This window comes from Sulfurospirillum sp. E15m (assembly GCF_059415145.1).
Genome location: NZ_JCAHZS010000003.1, coordinates 203,340 through 220,406, shown reverse-complemented (window position 1 = coordinate 220,406; position 17,067 = coordinate 203,340). Strand labels below are relative to the sequence as shown.

Genomic DNA, 17,067 nt, shown 5'->3' with positions numbered 1-17,067 from the left:
TGTCCTCGTAGTATCGCATTAAGGCAAAATGATGAGAGAGACTTTTATATCTCTCTCATGGTATATAATCAGCGTGCTACCATCATTAATCAGCCAACGCTGCTAAAACTTTTTCTGGACGTGCTGGTAAATGCGTTACTCTTGCACCACATGCATTGTAAATCGCGTTAATAATCGCTGCATGAGGAGCCGCCAAAGGCATTTCACCGGCACCTGAAGCACCCAAGAAATTGTTAGGACGTTTGTATTCGGTGTACATTAATTCAATATTGTCCGGAACGTCTTTGATTTTTGGAATACCACATCCTGTTAAGGTTGTATGTTTTTTCAAATCATCAAAATCCTCTGTTAATGCCAAGCCGATACCTTGTACCAAGCCGCCGTACATTTGTCCATCAACAACCAATTTGTTAATAATCGTACCCACATCCGATGCTAACATCATCTTCTCAACATTGGTTTTACCGGTTGCTGTATCGACCTCAACTTCGGCAACACAAACGCCGTACATGTAACCCGCAAATGGATTTCCTTGTCCGTCTGTTGGAGGTGTATCGGTACATGGGGCAGTCCATTTACCCATGTATTTAAGCTCTCTACCTTCTGCGACCATTTCATCATAAGTACGATATGTACCATCTGGTTTTTTCAACGCTTCAAGAAGATTGCGGCACGCAACAACCGTCGCATTACCTGTTACAAGGTTAGAACGACTACCACCTGCTGGTCCACTGTTTGGTGTTTTAGTCATATCATTTAAGACAAGATCAATTTGCTCAGGTTTAAGATGAAGCGGTTTTAGAGTTTCATGCGCATAGGTCAATGTTCCAATATCTGCACCTTGACCGTGATCTTCCCATGAGTTACCGACTGCCACACCCGTTTTAGTAATTTCAGCCCATGCTTCAGAAGAGTCAGGACCGTCCAAACCACAACCGTAGATATTGACAGAAACACCTACACCGTATTTTTTATTAGGAGCAGCTTTCGCGTTTTTCTCTTTGACCGTTTTTTTAGCTAACTCATAAACCGGTCTAGATTTTTCAAAGAGCTCTTCTAAACAGTAAACATCTGGTTCACATCCCGTTGGTGTTGTATCGCCTGGTCTGTAGATATTTTTGTATCTAAATTCAAACGGATCCATACCCACTTTTTCAGCCAATTCATCAATCAATACTTCAGAAGGGAACATAATTTCAGGTGCGCCGTATCCTCTAAACGCAGAACCCCAACCATGATTCGTACAAACGGTACGTCCATTACCACGAATGTTAGGAATCATATAGCCAGCACCACCGAATTGAAAACCACGTTGGGTTAATAAGTCACCAAATTCAGAGTAAGGACCATGATCAACGCTCCAATCAGATTCTAACGCTAAAATTTTTCCTTCTTTATTAGCAGCCATTTTCATCGTTGTCCAGAATGGTGAGCGTTTACCCGTGTAAGTGATTTGTTGTTTCATATTAAATTCAAGATAAACAGGTCTTCCTGTTGCCATCGTTGCAACACCAAGAAGTCCTTCCATCGTTGGACTAAATTTATAACCAAATGTAGCCCCCGTATTGTTTTGAACGATGAAAACATTTTCAGCTTTCATACCCACACCCTCTGCAATCATCAAAGCATGGAAGTGAAGTGCGATACTTTTTGAGTGAATAATGAGTTTGCCATCATCATCAACATACGCAAAACCAACATCTGGCTCAAGTGGTAAGTGCGGTTGGCGTTGTGTATAGAAACTATCTTCAACCACATACGGTGCTTCTTTCATGATAGAAGCTGTCTCAGCACCTTTGCTGATATGATTCGTAAAATAGATATTTGGCGTACCTGGGTGAATTTCAATCGCATCATCGGCCATCGCATCAGGTGCATTCATATACGCTGGTAAGACTTCAAGTTCGACTTTGACTTTATCGACGCCTGCATGCGCTGCTTTTTCATTTTCAGCCAAAACAATCGCAATGGCATCACCGTATTGGAAAATTTTTGTATCGTTTAAGATTGGTCTATCTAAACCATCACCTTTATTGGTAGGGAAAGCCAAACCATTAATTCTGTTGGTTCCTTTAACATCTTTATAGGTAAGGACGGCAACAACACCTGGAACTTTTTTAGCTTCTTCTGTGTCGATAGAGAGAATATTCGCATGAGAAACTTCAGCTTGTACGATTTTTGCATGGAGGGTATTTTCAGGAAGTTTTAGACCTAAATCTGCACCAAAGTCCCATGTTCCCATAACTTTAGCAAGTGCAGAAGGACGGATAAATTCAGAACCAACCAATGAAGCACCATCAGGAAGTTGTTTCCAAATATCTTTGACCGCAATTTCGCCACGCATAAGTTTAGCGGCATCCATGACAGCATCGACCAATGGAATATACCCTGTACAGCGGCAGAGGTTTTTATTTTTTTGGAACCAATCACGCACTTCTTCACGCGTTGGATTAACATTTTGATCAAGAAGTGCTTTAGCAGAAACGATAAAGCCTGGGGTACAATAACCACATTGTGCCGCACCATGAACCATCCAAGCCACTTGAAGCGGATGAAGCTTATCTTTTGTTCCCACACCTTCAATTGTAATGATTTCATCGTTTTCTTCAAGTTTTTTCATTTTTAAAAGACAAGATCTGACGACTTTACCATTATGTAAAACACTACATGTACCACATTCACCGCTGTTACAACCCACTTTTGTACCTGTGAGTTTTAATTGTTTTCGAAGTACGTCTGATAATTTTTCTTCAACGTCTGCAACTAAAGTTGTTTTGACCCCATTAATGATTAATGTTTTCTTTAACATATTCTTTACCTCATAAAATAGTTTTGCAATTTCTTACAAGTTGTAAATATGCAGAAGCAGCATATTTTTATGCATAAGCTTTTTGAAAATCTCATTTCCTTGCTCTCAATATGCATTCAATGCATATTATCTATTATGAACCATCAAAAAACTCACCAAACTAAAACCCACCATGAAACACGTACATACCTTGTATTATTCATGTTTATAGAATATTTTTGCCTCCCATAACCTGTGTTTTTTGTTGTCCCAATGATGATTATATAGGAGGAATGTAGCATGAAAATAGCAATCGTATTTTTGTTTAAATCTTGCATAAAAAAAATATTACATATGAGTAACATGTTTACATTTAAAGTTTTATATTTTATTTTTTATCATCAAAAGTAGCTTCTTTCTAAGCTGCTATTGGGTATCTTTATCTCAAGTTCAAATGATGGAGAGACACGTTTTATGAAAACTTATAATTTTTGTTATGAAACAGGATCGCTACCAGATATGATAGATTTTGCGTTATTTACGAACGAAAAAAATGTTTTAGTGCAGATTTTCTGTGGCCAAGGGAAAGAGGTACTGCACTATGTCAATGACATTATTCTCACACACATCCCTCATGCGATTTGTATTGGAACCACAACCGATGGGGAAATTTACGGCGAATCTATCACGACACTCAGAACCATCATTGCTATTAGTATTTTTGAACATACACATATCAAAACAGCCTCTGCACACGATGAAGATTCTTTTCAATGCGGATTTAACCTTGCCGCTAATTTAGTAACACCCAACACCAAATTACTTATTCTCTTTTCTGATGGCACCCATATGAATGCCGAAGAATTTTTAAAAGGAATAGAATCTTTTGATGCAAACATACCTATTTGCGGCGGCATGGCGGGAGATAATGGGAAGTTTGAACAAACCTACATTTCTTCACAAAATACGATCCTCGGCGCAGGTGTGGTCGGCGTCTCTTTAAATTCTGATATTTTAAAAGTCGCTACGGATTATAAATTTGATTGGAAACCCATAGGATTAGAACACACCATTAATAAAGTCCAAGATAACAGAGTTTATCTCATCGACAATATGAAAGCCGCCTGTTTTTACGATAAATACCTCGGTAGTAATTTTTCAAGAACAGAATTTCCACTTATCCTTGAAAAAAATGGCGTGACAATGGCACGAGCCGTCATTGCGAAACATGAAGATGAAAGTCTGAGTTACAGTGGAAATTTTACTGAAGGTGATAAAGTTAGAATTGGGTTTGGTGATGCTGAGTCTTTAATGAAAGACCCCATAGAAGTCCTAGAGAACTTACACACCCTCAATGTTGAATCTTTTTTTATCTTCTCATGCATGGCGCGAAGAAGGTTTATGCCGTTTCTTATTAAGTTGGGCATTGGGTCTTTTTCAAAAACGGCTACAACCTCAGGTTTTTTTACCTATTCAGAGTTTTACCATCAAAATAGGCACAACAAACTCCTCAATCAAACACTCACCGTTGTTGCATTAAGCGAATCAACACAAACGATTATCGCCGTTCCACTACCCGAACAACGAGAAGAAATTAAAAAAAACACCTCGTATTCTAAAACGATTGAGTCTTTAACCCATCTTATTGAACAAAGTGCGCGTGATTATAATGAACAATCCAAGCGCTTAGAAAAGCAGATGAATTACTCCAAAAATCTTTTAGCATCCCATAGACAATTTTTGCGTTATACCGTTCATGAGATGAACACGCCACTGAGTGTCATTATGAGCAGTATTGAACTGCATGAGATGGAATTTGGACGCAATATTTATTTGGAAAATATCGAAGTTGCCGTTAAAAGTATTTTTTCGATGTATGATGATTTGAGTTATCTCGTTAAAAAAGACCAAATCCACTACATGAAACGAAAGATTGATTTAGTCGATTATCTTCGTAGCCGCATCGATTTTTTTGCACAAGTTGCCGATAAAGCCAAATCGCAATTTTGTTTTGAAATAAATTGCAATGAAGTTTATATCTTATTTAATGAGACAAAATTACAACGCATTATTGACAATAATTTGACCAATGCTATCAAATATACTTTTGAAAATGAAAAAATTACTATCTCGTTACATTTAGACAATGACATCTGTCACTTTACCATAGCATCGCATTCACGAAAAATTCAAGAACCCGAAAAAATCTTTGAAGAATACTATCGTGAAGAACTCGCCCAAGATGGTTTTGGATTGGGACTGAACCTCGTTAAAAGAATCTGTAAGGAAGAAAACGTGAAAATAACACTGCATTCTAATGAAAATATAACGTCCTTTTCATACCAATTTAAAGCTATAAATGCATGAAAATTTTACTCTTAGAAGATGACATTCTTTTGAATGAATCCATTACAAAGTACCTTACCACCAGCGGTCACTCCATCACGTCTGTCAGAGACGGCAATGTCTGTTTGGGCATTTTAGAAAATGAAAAATTTGACTTGCTCATTTTTGATATCAATGTACCCAACATTGATGGCTTAACGATTTTGGAGACATTGCACGCTCAAAAAAGAATGATGCCCGTTATTTTTATCTCGACACTCATCGACATTGAGGATATATCACGCGCTTTTGAACTAGGATGTTTTGATTATCTGAAAAAACCGTTTCATTTAAAAGAACTCAATCTTAGAATCGACAGAATCTCCAAAACCGCTAAAAAGAATATGTGCCATAAAAGACTTTCTCCTTCATACAGTTTTGATTGCGAAGGGATGACGCTTTATTTTCACGAAGAACCACAAGTGTTATCGAAACGACAATTACAAATCATAGAGTTTTTGACACACAATAGAGGATTTGTCTGTAGTTACGATATGTTTAGGGAAAACGTATGGAGTGATTTTGATATGGATATTGATGACGCAACCATTCGAACAGAGATCAATCGTCTAAAAAATCATTTAAAAGAAGACTTCATTGTCAATATTAGAGGCATTGGGTATATGGTAAAAGTCCCTTCTCTTTAACCATAAATGACACGATTACCCAATACTTTCTCATCGTCTTGTAATTAAACTTTCTATATGATGGTCTCAACAAACCATCTATACTTTAGGAGCCACTATGAAATATCTTGTCATTGGAGCAGGAGGAACAGGTGGAAGTCTGTGCGCTTTTATGCATGAGGCAGGTTTTGATATCTCTTTAATTGCACGCGGCAATCACCTTCATGCGATACAAACCAACGGTCTAAAAATGCAAACGAGCCTCAAAGGCAACTACACGCTCTCTTCTATCAAAGCTTGCACGATGGAAGCATATCACGAACAACCCGATGTCATTTTTGTCTGTGTGAAAGGATACTCCATTGACGATATCATTCCTTTCATCAAACGCGTTGCACATAAAGATACGGTTGTCATCCCCATCTTAAATATCTATGGTACAGGCGGCATGATGCAAGAAAAACTGCCACACCTTTTGGTAACGGATGGTTGCATTTATATCGCGGCGGAGATTAAAGAAGCAGGGACGATTTTGCAAACCGGCGATATTTTCCGTGTGGTTTTTGGCGTACGACACCCCAACGAGTACCGCCCTATTTTAGAAACCATCGCCAATGATTTAAACGCAAGTGGCATTCGTGGCATTCTCTCCGATAACATTCAAAAAGATGCGCTGCAAAAATTCTCGTTCGTCTCACCCATGGCAGCATGTGGCGCTTACTTTGATGTCACCGTAGAAGCAATGCAGCATGAAGGCGAAGAGCGTACAATGGCGCTTGAATTAATGAAAGAAGTCATGATGGTCGCTAAAGCACTGCATATTAACCTCAATGACGATACCGTTGAAAAAAATCTTGCTATTTTAGATGCACTAGCACCAACGGCTTCTGCATCGATGCAACGTGACCTTAAAAAAGGGGGTCAGAGTGAGATGGATGGTCTTATCTTTGAAGTGGTACGCTTAGGCAAAAAAAATTATCTTGCATTGCCGCAGTACGAAAAAGTTGCGCAGAAATTTGGCTACAAACTTTAAGTAATAGCACAGAAGGCTTTACATGTAAAGCCTTCTTGAAGTACGTATTACACAGCACCCATGATTTTTTTTGAACTCTCACCTTTATAACTGAGAACTTCTTCATAGCTCATTGCTTTTGCAGAACAATCTGTTTTTAAGAGTCCTTCATACAGCACCTCTATTTTCTTTTTATTGTCAAGTTTTTTGAGGTCACTTTTGTCTAAACCTGAGAGGTCTAAAAGCTCATTCCACACAGAACTCTCTGCCAAAGAATAGGCATGAATCGTAATGCCTTCATACGTAAAGGTGCCATTTTTATCTAAATCCGTTACATAAAGTACTACCAATGTTTCAGGCGTAAAAAACGCTTTGTATTTTTCAAAAAATGCTTCAAAATGCAAAATGCTCTCTAACTCCGCAGCAAAAAAAGAGACTTTTGCATCATCGGCAACCAATAAAACTTGCTTTGCTTGCACTTTAGGCGGCAAGATTCTATCGGGTGAGAGTTGTTTCCCCTCTTCAACAATTAAAGCGCCTCGGTAACCAACGAAACCATTGCCTATTTCACCGTTAAACGATGGTTGCCACGCTAGATTATTTTCCTTGATATACTGTACTATCGACATCGTGTATCCTTTGTGTTTTGACTGTGAGGTCTTATACAAGAACTATTCCGTGAGATTTTAAGAAACGTGTCGATTTTTTTTTACATGTACAAACTATTTTAGCCCTCTAATTTACAGTTTTTGTCTTTGAGTTCAAAGCTAATGACTTCATTGTAACGGCTGATTTCAAGCTCGCAACATTGAAAAAGCATCTCTTGCAACATTTTTCGTCCACGTTGCACACGCGATTTTGCGCCTGAGAGTGAAATGTTCTCAATGTGAGCCAATTCGTGTTGCGTTTTGCCTTCCATCTCTGAAAGCTCTATGGCGTGACGGTATTTTTGAGGAAGTTTGGCAATGAGTAATCCAAGGCAGAGCGACAACTCTTCTTGCACGTGAACATTGCTTTTTAAAGGAGATTCATCTTCAAGCCATTCTGGGACATCTAAATGTACCTTTCGACTGCGATAATAATCAATAATGGTATTGCGCGTAATTTGATAGACCCAACTTTTAAGCTTCATTGGGTCTTCTAACGTATGAATTTTGGTATGAATCTTGATAAACACTTCATGCAAAATATCTTTAGCCATCTCTTTATCGCTCACTTTAGAGCTGATAAAACGTAAAAGTTGGTTGTGGTACTCTTGCCAAATGGTTGCCAAATCATCCATACGTTATGCCTCCTGTTGTTGTGAATTGTAGGTATATCAAATAAACGGCAATGGCTATAAGTACCAAGCCCATTGCTTTATTAAAAAAGTTCAAACCATTGTTAAATTTTAAAAGCATTGTCGTAGCATTTCCCAAGATAGCCCAAGTACTTAAACACGCATAACATATTAAAAAATAGATAGCGATAAAGGCTAAAAGATGATGATGGGTTGATGAAAACAGTGAAATACCAGAAGCCGCGGCTATCCATGCTTTTGGATTGAGCCATTGCAATAAAAAACCCTCATAAAATTTAGGAACGCGCTCTTCATGCGTAACTTCTATCGCAGAAGAGGAAGCTGTCACGATTTTATAACCAATGTAGATGATAAACAAGGAACCTGCAAGGCTAAGGTAATGAAATAAAACCGGATAAGATTGGATGATTTTGATAAATCCAAAGCCAATAAATATCAGTAAAAGCGTAAAGCCAATCGTCGCACCTGAGACAAAAGACATCGTTCTTCTAAAGCCATAATTAGCACCCGATGAAACGATGATAAGATTAACAGGTCCTGGAGAGATGGACATAACCAATGAAAAAATGCACATTGCAATAAGGGTCGAAAACATACACACTCCTTTTTACCTCTATAATTATATAAATAAAGACGTACAAAAGATAGAAAGGATGCAAAAATGTTTTACATGTAAAAGATGACAACCCCATTGTGCCTCGTATAAGTATTCATTTAACCGCATCCATAAAGCCCTCGCCCCACGTATGAACATCGTTACTGCGCACTATCGCATTCATCCTTGACATACGATATGCTCGATCATCTTCGCCTAAGGTAAGCGCAAGGTAGAGTGTCTCTTCCATACTTTTTGCATCATACGGATTGGTGAGCAGTGCGCCATGCAGTTCCACCGCAGCGCCTGCAAATTCGGAGAGCACCAACACGCCTTTACCACCCACATTTCCTTGCGTCGCCACGTACTCTTTCGCCACCAAATTCAGCCCATCACGAAGGGGCGTAATCCACGCGACATCTGCCACACCATAATAGGCAATGACATCTTCATACGCAAGAGAGCGGTAAAAATAACGCACAGGCGTCCAATCCAGCGTCGAAAAACGCCCATTGATGCGTCCGACCATCTTATCGACTTCTATGCGTAATGATTCATAGACTTCCATACCTGGTGCGGCAGGTGTTACAAAATTGAGAAGAACCAATTTTCCGACAAACTCAGGATGATGTTCTAGCAGTGTTTCAAAGGCTAAAAGTTTTTCAAGTGCGCCTTTGACATAATCGAGCCTCTCCAAAGAGAGAATGGCGCGTTTGCCCACAAATTCAGCGCGAATGCTCTCGATTTTATGGCGAACACTTTGCTTTTTCAGTAAAAGGTCTATCTGAGCACAGTCAATACCAACAGGATGTGCGCCTACATGCACTTCCCGTCCACTCACCTGAATGCTATTGGTGACTCTATCCACGCCAAGCGCACAGCCATACGTCATAAAACGTGGCGCACATGGTGTTTTTGAAAGTATCTTCGTAGGAGCATAGCTTCGCACCACATCGACAAAATTCTCCACATAACGAGGAATATGAAAGCCTATATAATCGCACTGCAACAAACTTCCGATAATCTCTCTGCGCCAGGGAATGATGTTGAAAATATTGGAAGGGGGAAACGTGGTATGGTGAAAAAAGGCGATTTTCAAATCGGGTCGTAACATGCGCAAGAAAGCAGGAACCATCCATAAATTATAATCATGAATCCAAACCAACGCCCCATAGGCTGCTTCTAATGCCGTTTGTTTCGCAAAAATTTCGTTAATTTGCAGGTAATGTTCCCAATGGTCTTGCTTAAACTCCGCCTTATCAGGAAACGAGAAGATAATCGGCCAAAAGGCTTCTTTGGAAAATTTCTTATAAAAAAGGTCCACATCTTCGGCTAAAAGAGGAATTCGCGCGGCGTGTAAATGCGGGTATTTGGCAACATCGACATCCACATGTACCTCAAAATCTTCAGGCGTTCTGCTTGCTTGCAATGACCACGCAACCCATGAGCCTTCAATGCCCGACGTAAAAAAATTGAGCAGAGTTGGAATAATCCCATTAGGACTTTTAGGACTGTGGCGTTTGCCGTTACTCATCTCATCAAAAGGCAAACGATGATACACCATCACCAAGTCTGACTGACCTGCTTTGTGAAGGATGGAGGGTTTTTTACTTTCTAAAAATTCATAATGCATTAGCCCTTCGATAATGCCCGCACACCCCTCACCTGAGGAGAGATAAACCGCTTGACATTCACGCACTTCATGAATCAAAGCAGGCTCGGCACCACCCACAACGATGCTTGAAAAGCCCTCTTTAAACATCGAAAGATCATTGAGTGTATCGCCTGCGGTGACAATTTGGTGCGGACTAAACGCAAGGTGCTCACACAGTTTTTTTAACGTTGAGCCTTTGCCTGTGCCTTTGGGCAAAATATCAAGGTATTTTTGCGCTGAAAAAAGTAGTTCACAGCCTAACGCTTCCACAACCGCTCGAAGTTCATCGTCAATCAATCCTTCACGTACAAAAAACGAACAACGTCGTTCTTGTGGCACACTTTGGCGCTCCAAATAGGTAAAAGGCTCAAGTGCGTCAAGTACGTGTTGCGTACCTGGCCAAACATCGGAAATGCTCTGTTGCAAAGGAAAAATGGGCAATAACGTGTCACCATGCACCACCGTCGCTCCCACATCCGCGATGATATAATCGGGTCTTGGAACCATCGGATCATTCAAAAGCGGCAAGATGGATTCTAGTCCGCGACCTGTTACAAAAATAAGTTTAGCATCAGGAATATTTCCGCTGAAAAGTTCACGTAAATAGCGCCTTGCGGGCAATGGACCTGCAAGCAGCGTACCATCTAAATCGGTTGCAAGAACCACACTTGAGTTTGAATTTAACGAAGAAGAGTGTTGTTGTTTAAGCATATATGCCTCCGTGTATTTTGTTGTGCAAAACCCTTTGGCTGGGCAACTCGTATGTCAGGGCACCTCGTAATGTTGAAGTAAAAATCATGCAGATTGCATGGGTATAGGAATCTATTGTAGCTAAAACTGTTGTATCTAAGCTTAGATGAAGCGGGGCAAATTTTTGGGATAATCGCTTTTACATGTAAAAATTTCAGGAAGACAAAACGTTACAAATACCGCTTTGATTCTTTGTTACACCCCGATATCTTCATTCCAAAGTTTAGGGTTATCGTGGATAAAAGCTTCCATCAATTCACAACATTTTGGGTGATTGACAACTTCAACTTCAACCCCTCTGGATTTCACGTACTCCTCTGGTCCGCGAAACGTTTGGTTTTCACCGATAACGACTTTTGGAATTCCATACAGTAAAATGGCACCACTGCACATATCACAAGGTGATAACGTCGAATAAAGCGTGGCTCTTTGATAATCACGAGCACTCAAACGTCCTGCATTTTCCAAACAGTCCATCTCCGCATGCAAGATAGCACTTCCTTTTTGCACCCTTCTGTTGTGCCCACGCCCGACGATTTTACCGTCTATCACAAGCACAGCACCAATCGGAATACCACCTTCTTGTAACCCTTTTTGGGCTTCTTCTATGGCTGCTTCTAAAAACGTATCCATCCTCTCCCCCTTTTGTGATCTTAGATTGCTTTGTATTATAGCCTACTCTGTTTTATGATACAAAAGCGAAACGTTGAAGCGTTGATGTTGAGGTAGTTTAAACACAAACGGCTTTCTCTCTACTTTCTCCTTTTTGCTTGATAAAATCTTTTAAATGATACCAACAATAAAAAAGGATACACGTGATTGATTTAAGTACCATCAAAAGAAAATTAGCCTTTTTATCCATTTTATGTTTTATAACCTATGCCTCGATAGGATATATCTCATATGAGAACAATCGCCAAGCGCAAGCCATCACCATGCGATTGCTCAAAGTAGGTGAAATTCAAACGCTTGCCAGCGAAACATCTGCCGATTTGCGCGGATTTAGACTTTTTTTAGAGCAAAAGTTTTTGAATAAATTTAAAAAAGATTCCGATGCCATCGTTACAAAACTAGAAGAACTGTCCAAAGTTTTTGATGAAGAAAGCCTCACAGAAAAACTTGTAAGCTTATCGCAAGCCTATAAAGAGTGGAACGCCCTTCGTTACGCTATCTCTGAAATCGTCATCCAAAACAAAGACCAAATGAAAACCAAAGCGTTTCAAGAAAGCGAAGACAATCGCAAACTGACCGCTTTAACGAAGCGATCCAATGCACTAAAAGAGAGCATTCAAAAAGAACAAGACACGCTTTTACAACACATCCAAACCAGCAATCTCGCCATCATGCAGCAAAGTTCCGTGACGATTTCGATCATTGTCGCGTTGAGCATTCTTTTGACGATGAGCGTGTTCTACATTATCGCAACTAAAATTGTCACTTCCATTCAAAATCTAGGACGCAGTATTGAGCACATCACTCGCCATAAAGATTTTACGCAAAATCTTACCATCCAAGGGAAAGACGAATTGGCACGTATGAGCGTTCAACTCAATGAACTCATAGCAATGCTGCGCCAGTCTTTCCACACCATCGATGTTTTACTGCGTAATAACCTCAGCGTTTCAGAAACCTTTTCGACCACTACCTCGGCGATTCAACACTCCGTCGATCAAGAATCAAACGTTATTGCAGACATTACGACGCATTCGCATCGCATGAAAGCGGGAATGGAAATCTCATCGCATGAAGCACAAAATGTATTGGAAAAAGCAACCATCACGAAAGAGAATATGTACGAAGTCAAAAAATCGCTCTCCTACACCATCGAACAACTCAATGTAACATCGCACATCGAATCGGACATCAACACCCATCTTCGAACCCTCTCAGAAGAAGCAAGCCAAGTTAAAGCAATTATTACGATTATTTCCGATATTGCCGACCAGACAAATTTGCTAGCGCTCAACGCCGCCATTGAAGCCGCACGCGCAGGTGAGCACGGACGCGGATTTGCCGTTGTTGCCGATGAAGTGCGAAAGTTGGCGGAGCGAACACAACAAAGCTTGGTCGATACCAATGCGACCATCAATATCATCGTTCAATCCGTCAGCGATATTTCGGAAAAAATGAACCATAACATCGAGCGCATCCAAAACCTTGTGAGTTCATCGCTGACGGTCAATGACCATACCGATACCACCACCCAAACCCTTGCAGATACAATCAATCTTATCCAAAAACTCTATGACGACACACAAGATAATGTACACACAACGGAGAAAATCATGCACCAAATCAACGTTGTCGGCGGTTTGTCCACCGAAAACACCCAAAGTGCCGAAGCTATATCCACTTCTGCTCATACCTTGTACGGCATGAGCGTCAAACTCAAAGAAGAGATTGCGATTTATAAAATATAAGCGCCTAAAAAATGCAAAAAGAGGAGACTTTTTTATTACATGTAAAAAGTTTCCTCGCCCATGCAAGTGAGATTTTATACTTCTTGAATGTTTTTACATGTAAAAGGTTTATTAGTGGAAAAATTTAAAATTAAGCTTCCTTATTCTACAACAGTAATAGTTCTAATGTAATGTAAAATTTTTAGTTATGCTATCAGCCTATCGATACTTGCAGTAATATTATCTTCTGTACTAAAATCTTTTGGTAGAAAATTGAGCTTATCTTGAAGTGTTAAGCTGGCTTTTTGAGCTCTTTCTTGGTGCCTCAATAAATCATCGTTTGTATTAGTGTAGGCATAAATACCTCGATTTATATCTTGGTGTAAAATGATATTGAGAACGCGAGACATATCATTACTATTCAGTAAACTACCAATAACTGTTGGGTACTGTTCTCTAGTATTATTCTTTTTAACATCAATTACAAAATCGAAATTTTCTTTTTCAGTGTAACTAGCATATTTTTTAAATTTTTTAATAATTACTTCTTTGGAGATTCTTTTTATCTCTTCTTTTCTATCAAAGACTTCTTTTGGTTTTTCAAATTTATATGCGATATAATCGTGATATATATAGTTCATTTCGTCATTAAAACTACTGTATATCTTGCTTATCATTGGCTTACTAAAAGAAAAATTATCCATATATAAAGTGTTTTTCTTAAAATCATCATAGTTTTTGCATGAATAAAGGATATTTTGTAAATAATCTATAGTATTGATAAGAGATTTTTTATTAAATAATGAGCATGAAAATTGTTCCATATCTTCTTGAATAAATTTAAATGAGAATGCAGTCGAATTATAGGCAATAACACCAATATTGATAAATTCTAAAGCAGTTTTGTTGTGGTAGTAATGGACTATTTGGTAGTTTAATAATTCATTCATTGATATAACTCACATGGGCATTTATTGGTTGCTAAGAACAACCTTTTGTTTAAGATTCTGTTTGCAATAAGATCGGCAATTTCTGTACTAAACTGTAACGGTTCCCAATCATCGGGACATTTCAAAATTATAGTGTGAACTATATCAAAAATTTCTTTAAAGCTGCTAGCAAAATTTATTTTAGCTTCTCCTTTAAAAATATAAAAATCATTCGCGGTAACATTGCAATTTTGTAATTTCATCTCATGAGTGCTAAGATCATCACCATTTTTCAAAGCATTATAAAACCTATGGTCAAGAAGTGCCAACCCATAGTCAATGACATAATGCCTATTGGTTTGTGGACTAAAAAGTATATTTGGATTATGGCTTGTTCTATCAGAATTCAAGATGATATTGTCAAGATTCGCTATTTTTTTTCTAAATGCTTTAACACTCAAATCTTCTGCTTTTTGTACATCTGGTATTTTTTCTATAGCAATATTAAGCCCTATAGACTTTTTGGCAAATTCGATTGATTCATACTCTATTGGTGCTTTTTCAAACAATTCTATATCGCCATCGTCGATTATAATAAATTTTATTGCTTGAGGGGATAGATTAAAATTGAGTGCTTTATCAAGCTGATAAGCTACGTATTCATTAAAATTTGAGATGTCTTTTTCATTATCATCTTGGCGAAATTTGAGTAAGTATTCTTTGTTATCATCAGCTATAACCCATACAGGCTTACACCCGCCAAAGTCAGTTTTCCCAAGGACTCTTTTAATGCGTAAATAATCTGTAATTATTGCCATAAATTTAGCCTACTTATTAATTCAAATTAAGATAATCATAGAGTAAAATTTTAATTTTCTACACTCTTTTTTAGTATGACATTGTTTTATCAATAAGAATATAGAAAAAAGCAGAGTAACCCTTTAGTTTCATTATCTTATTTTTTTAGTGCATTAAATTCTAGCGAAAATTTGTCCAAAAAGTTTTACATAGAGTCAAAACAACCTCTGTAAATTTAGGAAATCTAAATTTTTGCACAAAATAAAAAAATAGAAAAGTCTTGACTTTTAACTTTCGTATTATTCATGTAAAGTTATAAAAAATTACCCTTGTAAAAACCTCTCCACATCCGCCACAATCTCATCAATCGCCTCAGTCGCCTTTTGATACAACACTTTCGTATAAACCCTCTCGTTAATCGCGTCACTTTTTTCTAAATTATTGAGAATTGCGACCTTTACATGTAAAGCGAAATTGTCCATTGCTACGACGTTTCCGCTTGAGCCGATGATGACCAAAAACTGGCACTCTTCCATCGCTTCGTAGAGGTGTTCGTACATTGGGGCGGCTTCGCCGAAGAAGACGATGTCGGGGCGTAGAGAGCCTCCACAGCTTTTACATGTAACGTCTCGTTTTTGTTTGGCGTAGCCGACAAGTTCAGTGTCACCGCACTTTTCACAACGGAGTCTGGGCAAAAAACCGTGCAAGTGTAAAACGTCCTTGCAACCTGCTCGCTCGAAAAGGTCATCTACGTTTTGAGTGATAATGGCGATGTCATTGGGGTAGTGCTCTTGAAGTCTAGCGATGGCGTAGTGGGCAGCATTGGGCGTGACAGAGGCGAGTTGTTCGCGCCTTGCATCATAAAAGGTTAAGGTGTTTTCTCTATTCCAAGACAGACACCCCGCTTGGCAAATCTCTTCGATGCGGTACTTTTCCCACAATCCGCCCGTGTCACGAAAGGTGGAGAGTCCACTCTCCGCACTGATGCCTGCACCACTAAAGATGATGACTTTAGCCATAGATGCTCCTTAGTTGTTTTCTAAAAATATCCTCATTGCTTCATTACAATCTTCTGGATTTTCAACTACACTCATATGCCCCGCATTTTTAATAAGCACAAACTGTGCGCCTGGTATCTGCTCTGCCATGGCTTTTACACGAATGGGTGGTGTAATCGTGTCGTGTTCTCCACAAAGAACGAGTGTCGGAAGTTTAATCGAAGAGAGATACGGTGTCGTGTCATTGCGTGTTAGCATCGCAAGCAAGCCACCTTTGATGCCAATAGAATTAAATTTTCGAGACTTGGCAATGCGTTTTTCAATGGCATCTTTATGCTCTTTTTTGTACGCATCACTAAAACAACGTGCAACAAAAATTTTGGAGAAAGAGGACAAACCTTGCGCATTAATACGCTTAATCGAATCAGACCGATTGATTTTGGTTTCGTTGTCATCGGCATTGGAGAGTGTATCGCATAAGATAACCGCTGAAAATTTCTTTTCCATGCGCTCTAATGCGCGCAAAGCAACATACCCACCCATCGAAAATGCGCAGATGATAGGCTTTTCAATTTTAAGTTCATGCATCATCATTTCAAGGTCATCGACAAATAACTCCATCGTAAATTGACCATCACCAACCGAAGAGTCACCTAGACCTCTTATATCATACGCAACACAATAATATGCCTCGCTAAACGCCGCTATTTGAGCTTGCCACATCGTGTGATCGTAAGGGAAGCCATGTAAAAAAATGATGGCTCTATTTTTCTGATTGCCTTCCAATAAGACCGATAACCCGCCGATTGTTTTTTTCATATCTGTATCCTTTG

General features: G+C 39.0%; 14 protein-coding genes. 4 read left to right on the top strand and 10 right to left on the bottom strand.

Annotation, left to right across the window (positions count from 1 at the left end):
- Nucleotides 1-85: 85 nt before the first annotated feature.
- The gene (locus AC5SLP_RS06595; protein ID WP_495254362.1) at nucleotides 86-2,809 is read right to left on the bottom strand and encodes a molybdopterin-dependent aldehyde oxidoreductase; all 2,724 of its coding nucleotides are present in this window, start codon (nucleotides 2,807-2,809) and stop codon (nucleotides 86-88) included.
- Between the two features lie 453 nt (nucleotides 2,810-3,262).
- Between AC5SLP_RS06595 and AC5SLP_RS06590 the strand changes: the two genes are divergently transcribed.
- The 3 genes from AC5SLP_RS06590 (at nucleotide 3,263) to AC5SLP_RS06580 (ending at nucleotide 6,832) form a co-directional block, all read left to right on the top strand.
- Nucleotides 3,263-5,155: an FIST N-terminal domain-containing protein gene (locus AC5SLP_RS06590; RefSeq protein WP_495254361.1), complete on the top strand. Its 1,893-nt coding sequence runs from the start codon at nucleotides 3,263-3,265 to the stop codon at nucleotides 5,153-5,155.
- Nucleotides 5,152-5,820 carry a response regulator transcription factor gene (locus tag AC5SLP_RS06585; protein WP_495254360.1) on the top strand — a complete coding sequence of 223 codons (669 nt, stop codon included), beginning with the start codon at nucleotides 5,152-5,154 and terminating at the stop codon, nucleotides 5,818-5,820. The genes AC5SLP_RS06590 and AC5SLP_RS06585 overlap by 4 nt, the downstream gene beginning before the upstream one ends.
- 97 nt (nucleotides 5,821-5,917) lie before the next feature.
- A complete protein-coding gene (locus AC5SLP_RS06580; protein ID WP_495254359.1) occupies nucleotides 5,918-6,832 on the top strand; it encodes a ketopantoate reductase family protein in 915 nt (304 codons plus the stop codon).
- A gap of 47 nt (nucleotides 6,833-6,879) precedes the next feature.
- Here the strand turns inward: AC5SLP_RS06580 and AC5SLP_RS06575 are convergent, their stop codons facing one another.
- From AC5SLP_RS06575 to AC5SLP_RS06555, 5 genes are all read right to left on the bottom strand, one after another.
- Entirely contained in the window at nucleotides 6,880-7,440 is a 561-nt protein-coding gene (locus AC5SLP_RS06575; protein WP_495254358.1) for a hypothetical protein, read from the bottom strand.
- A gap of 98 nt (nucleotides 7,441-7,538) precedes the next feature.
- Nucleotides 7,539-8,093, bottom strand: coding sequence for an RNA polymerase sigma factor SigZ (gene sigZ / locus AC5SLP_RS06570; protein ID WP_495254357.1), 555 nt, complete (start codon nucleotides 8,091-8,093; stop codon nucleotides 7,539-7,541).
- On the bottom strand, nucleotides 8,086-8,706 hold the full coding sequence (locus AC5SLP_RS06565) for a LysE family translocator (protein ID WP_495254356.1): 621 nt from the start codon (nucleotides 8,704-8,706) through the stop codon (nucleotides 8,086-8,088). The genes sigZ and AC5SLP_RS06565 overlap by 8 nt, the downstream gene beginning before the upstream one ends.
- Before the next feature lie 115 nt (nucleotides 8,707-8,821).
- The gene (ggpS, locus tag AC5SLP_RS06560) at nucleotides 8,822-11,071 is read right to left on the bottom strand and encodes a glucosylglycerol-phosphate synthase (protein WP_495254355.1); all 2,250 of its coding nucleotides are present in this window, start codon (nucleotides 11,069-11,071) and stop codon (nucleotides 8,822-8,824) included.
- 234 nt (nucleotides 11,072-11,305) lie between these two features.
- A complete protein-coding gene (locus AC5SLP_RS06555) occupies nucleotides 11,306-11,743 on the bottom strand; it encodes a nucleoside deaminase (RefSeq protein WP_495254354.1) in 438 nt (145 codons plus the stop codon).
- Nucleotides 11,744-11,925: 182 nt separating this feature from the next.
- Here AC5SLP_RS06555 and AC5SLP_RS06550 point away from each other — a divergent pair, with 182 nt between their 5' ends.
- On the top strand, nucleotides 11,926-13,530 hold the full coding sequence (locus tag AC5SLP_RS06550) for a methyl-accepting chemotaxis protein (RefSeq protein ID WP_495254353.1): 1,605 nt from the start codon (nucleotides 11,926-11,928) through the stop codon (nucleotides 13,528-13,530).
- A 185-nt stretch (nucleotides 13,531-13,715) separates the two neighbouring features.
- Here AC5SLP_RS06550 and AC5SLP_RS06545 read toward each other — a convergent pair whose 3' ends face one another.
- From AC5SLP_RS06545 to AC5SLP_RS06530, 4 genes are all read right to left on the bottom strand, one after another.
- The gene (locus AC5SLP_RS06545) at nucleotides 13,716-14,459 is read right to left on the bottom strand and encodes a hypothetical protein (protein ID WP_495254352.1); all 744 of its coding nucleotides are present in this window, start codon (nucleotides 14,457-14,459) and stop codon (nucleotides 13,716-13,718) included.
- Complete coding sequence (locus AC5SLP_RS06540) at nucleotides 14,456-15,256, bottom strand: HipA family kinase (protein ID WP_495254351.1); 801 nt, start codon at nucleotides 15,254-15,256, stop codon at nucleotides 14,456-14,458. The genes AC5SLP_RS06545 and AC5SLP_RS06540 overlap by 4 nt, the downstream gene beginning before the upstream one ends.
- A gap of 303 nt (nucleotides 15,257-15,559) precedes the next feature.
- Nucleotides 15,560-16,255, bottom strand: coding sequence for an SIR2 family NAD-dependent protein deacylase (locus AC5SLP_RS06535; protein ID WP_495254350.1), 696 nt, complete (start codon nucleotides 16,253-16,255; stop codon nucleotides 15,560-15,562).
- Between the two features lie 9 nt (nucleotides 16,256-16,264).
- Nucleotides 16,265-17,053 (bottom strand): alpha/beta fold hydrolase, encoded by a 789-nt coding sequence (locus AC5SLP_RS06530; RefSeq protein ID WP_495254349.1) that lies wholly within the window; start codon nucleotides 17,051-17,053, stop codon nucleotides 16,265-16,267.
- Between the last annotated feature and the right edge of the window lie 14 nt (nucleotides 17,054-17,067).